This is a genomic window from uncultured Streptococcus sp., from assembly GCF_905372115.1.
Classification (GTDB): Bacteria; Bacillota; Bacilli; order Lactobacillales; family Streptococcaceae; genus Streptococcus.
On the sequence record NZ_CAJPNR010000076.1, the window covers coordinates 1 to 3,643 of the forward strand.

The following is a 3,643-nucleotide window of genomic DNA, read 5'->3' on the forward strand; positions in this document are numbered from 1 at the left end:
GAGATTTTTGATGGAACGGTTAGCCAGCTCAAGGAAACCTTTGGCAAGATGAAGACTCTTTCCTTTGAACTGGTGCCAGGTCAAAGTCATCTCGCTTCTCACTATGAAGGCTTGCCTGATATGACCATTGATAGACAAGGAAATAGCCTCAATATTGAATTTGATAGTTCCCGCTACCAGTCAGCTGATATTATTAAGCAAACCCTGTCTGATTTTGAAATCCGTGATTTGAAGATGGTGGATACGGATATTGAGGATATTATCCGTCGCTTCTATCGAAAGGAGCTCTAAGATGGTCAAATTGTGGAGACGTTATAAACCCTTTATCAATGCAGGGATTCAGGAGTTGATTACCTATCGAGTCAACTTTCTTCTCTATCGGATTGGTGATGTGATGGGGGCTTTTGTCGCTTTCTATCTCTGGAAGGCTGTCTTTGATTCCTCGCAAGAGTCTTTGATTCAGGGCTTCAGTATGGCTGATATCACCCTCTACATCATCATGAGTTTTGTGACCAATCTCTTGACCAAGTCAGATTCTTCCTTTATGATTGGGGAGGAGGTTAAGGATGGCTCCATTATCATGCGCTTATTGAGACCGGTGCATTTTGCGGCTTCGTACCTCTTTACAGAGCTTGGTTCTAAGTGGTTGATTTTTGTCAGTGTCGGACTTCCTTTCTTGAGTGTGATTGTCTTGATGAAAATCTTATCGGGGCAAGCTGTTTTAGAAGTGCTGGGATTAACCGTCCTATATTTCTTTAGCTTAACGCTGGCCTACCTAATCAACTTTTTCTTTAATATCTGCTTTGGATTTTCAGCCTTTGTGTTTAAAAATCTATGGGGGTCCAATCTACTTAAGACTTCCATAGTGGCCTTTATGTCTGGAAGTTTGATTCCCTTGGCTTTCTTTCCAAAGCTTGTTTCAGATATTCTGTCCTTCTTGCCTTTTTCATCCTTGATCTATACTCCGGTCATGATTATCGTTGGGAAATATGATGCTAGTCAGTTTCTTCAGGCGCTTTTGCTACAATTCTTCTGGCTCTTAGTGATGGTGGGCTTGTCTCAGTTGATTTGGAAACGAGTCCAGTCCTTTATCACCATTCAAGGAGGTTAGTATGAAAAAATATCAACGCATGCATCTGATTTTTATCAGACAATACATCAAGCAAATCATGGAATACAAGGTGGATTTTGTGGTTGGTGTTTTAGGTGTCTTTCTGACCCAAGGTTTGAACCTCTTGTTTCTCAATGTCATCTTTCAACACATCCCCTCGCTAGAAGGCTGGACCTTTCAAGAGATTGCCTTTATCTATGGATTTTCCTTGATTCCCAAGGGACTGGACCATCTCTTTTTTGATAATCTCTGGGCACTGGGACAACGCCTAGTCCGAAAAGGAGAGTTTGATAAGTATCTGACTCGTCCGATTAATCCTCTCTTTCACATCCTAGTCGAGACCTTTCAGATTGATGCCTTGGGCGAACTTTTGGTTGGTGGAATTTTACTAGGGACAACAGTATCAAGCATTGCTTGGACTCTTCCCAAATTCCTGCTTTTTTTAGTCTGTATCCCCTTTGCGACCTTGATTTATACTTCCTTGAAAATCGCGACAGCCAGTATCGCTTTTTGGACCAAACAGTCAGGCGCTATGATTTACATTTTCTATATGTTCAATGATTTTGCCAAGTATCCGATTTCGATTTACCACTCGCTTATCCGTTGGTTGATTAGTTTTATCGTGCCTTTCGCCTTTACGGCCTACTATCCAGCTAGCTATTTCTTGCAGGAAAAGAATGGACTCTTTAATATCGGTGGTTTGATTCTAATTTCCCTTGTCTTCTTTGTCATTTCTTTGAAACTATGGGACAGGGGCTTGGACGCCTATGAAAGTGCTGGATCGTAAGATAGAAAATATGATTGGTCCTAAAGCTTAAATCAAGAAAGGGTTTTAAGATGATGGTAATTGAAGAAGTGAAGGAAGAAAAACAAAAGATGATAGTGGTTAGCGAAGTTTTGAAGGATCTACCAGAATGGTTTGGAATACCTGAAAGTACACAAGCTTACATTGAAGGAGCTACGGATTTGCAAGTTTGGGCTGCCTATCAGGAGAGTGATTTGGCTGGCTTTGTAAGCTTATCATACTCTAGTGAAGATTGTGCTGAGATTGACTGTCTAGCTGTTAAGAAATTCTATCATAGAGCGGGAATTGGCAGTCAACTTCTAGGGGGGTTAGAAAAATCTGCTCGTCAAAAAGCATCCTATCTGCAAGTAAAAACGGTAGCACCAGGTCATTATCCTACTTACGACAGGACCAACGCTTTCTATCAGACTCAAGGCTTTAAAAAGTTAGAAATCTTTCCTGAACTTTGGGATAAAAGCAACCCTTGTTTGATTTGGGTTAAGAAGTTGTGAAATTTTCCCTTGACAAAAAAACTCAAGATGCTAAAATAAAGGGGAAAAGGCGCCGATTTAGCTCAGTTGGTAGAGCAACGCACTCGTAACGCGTAGGTCACAGGTTCGAACCCTGCAATCGGCATACATAGGTCTTAGAAATCTTGTAAAAGCAAGATTTCTTTTTTTACTGGACAAGGTGTCAATTATAAAAGTTTGAATGCAAAGAGGTTAAAATATCTTTACATGGTGGAAAAATCAAGAAAATCAAAGAGAAATATGATACAGTGAATTAGTATAAAAAGAAAGGAGCAGGTGTTTATGAAAAAACGATTGCTATTTTTTTTAATTTTACTAATTTCCATATTTATTGGTATAGGACAAGTTCGTGCTGATAGCAGTGACTCTGATAGTTTTTCAGATTCTAGTAGTTTCAGTTCGTCTAATGATTCAGATTCTGACGATGATAATTCCTCTGATTTAGGCAGCGGTCTGTCTGCTGATGCAGACGATTTAGGTCACTTCTCTTCGGATTCTGACGATGGCACATCTGACGATGATGATTCCTCTGATTTGGGCAGTGGCTTATCTGCTGATGCAGATGATTTAGGTCACTTCTCTTCGGATTCTGACGATGACACATCTGATGATGATTCTTCCTCTGATTTGGGCAGCGGTTTGACCGTTAATCCGGATAGTTTAGGTGACTTCGCTTCAGATATTCCAACTATTGATTCTTTGGATGCGTCAGCAAATGATGGTGATAATTTGACTAATCTGGGGAATATTTCTGCCCCAGTTTCTACAGAATCAAGCAATCCAACAACGAGCACAGATGAGATAATGGCGGGCACACCAGATGCAGCAGTAGCGACCGCTCCCACACCCCTTACGGATGCAACTAATTCTGTCACTACTACAGATGAAACGACGGCTTCCTCGACTCCTATAGATTCAGCTAATCCAACAACTGAGCCAGTAGACTCGGCAGGATCTGACAAGCCTAATTTGGCAGAATCGGCAACTGAATCAAGCCCTGCGGATTCTACAGGCAATGGTTTGACAGCTAATTCTGATAACTTAGGTAGTTTCGTTTCGGATAAACCAGCCGATACAACTGGATCCGAATCTTCTGCTGACCTTGGCAGTGGCTTGACTGCAGATGCAGATAGTCTAGGTAGTTTTATCTCAGAATCAGATTCTACAACTGAGTCAATAAACTCGGCAAGCTCTGACAAGCCTAATTCGATAGATTCG

General features: G+C 41.1%; 3 protein-coding genes, 1 tRNA gene and 2 pseudogenes. All 6 read left to right on the forward strand.

The features are described 5' to 3' along the window. A pseudogene (locus tag QZ169_RS11425) lies at positions 1 to 291 on the forward strand (sugar ABC transporter ATP-binding protein); the annotation flags it as partial. A gap of 1 nt (position 292) precedes the next feature. After that, positions 293 to 1,111, forward strand: a complete 819-nt coding sequence (locus QZ169_RS11430) for an ABC-2 family transporter protein (protein ID WP_295507145.1) — start codon at positions 293 to 295, stop codon at positions 1,109 to 1,111. A 1-nt stretch (position 1,112) separates the two neighbouring features. Next, on the forward strand, positions 1,113 to 1,898 hold the full coding sequence (locus QZ169_RS11435; RefSeq protein WP_295507147.1) for an ABC transporter permease: 786 nt from the start codon (positions 1,113 to 1,115) through the stop codon (positions 1,896 to 1,898). A gap of 50 nt (positions 1,899 to 1,948) precedes the next feature. Then, complete coding sequence (locus tag QZ169_RS11440) at positions 1,949 to 2,407, forward strand: GNAT family N-acetyltransferase (RefSeq protein WP_295507149.1); 459 nt, start codon at positions 1,949 to 1,951, stop codon at positions 2,405 to 2,407. Positions 2,408 to 2,458: 51 nt separating this feature from the next. Then, positions 2,459 to 2,531, forward strand: a tRNA-Thr gene (locus QZ169_RS11445). Between the two features lie 188 nt (positions 2,532 to 2,719). Further along, positions 2,720 to 3,643, forward strand: a pseudogene (locus tag QZ169_RS11450) (hypothetical protein); the annotation flags it as partial.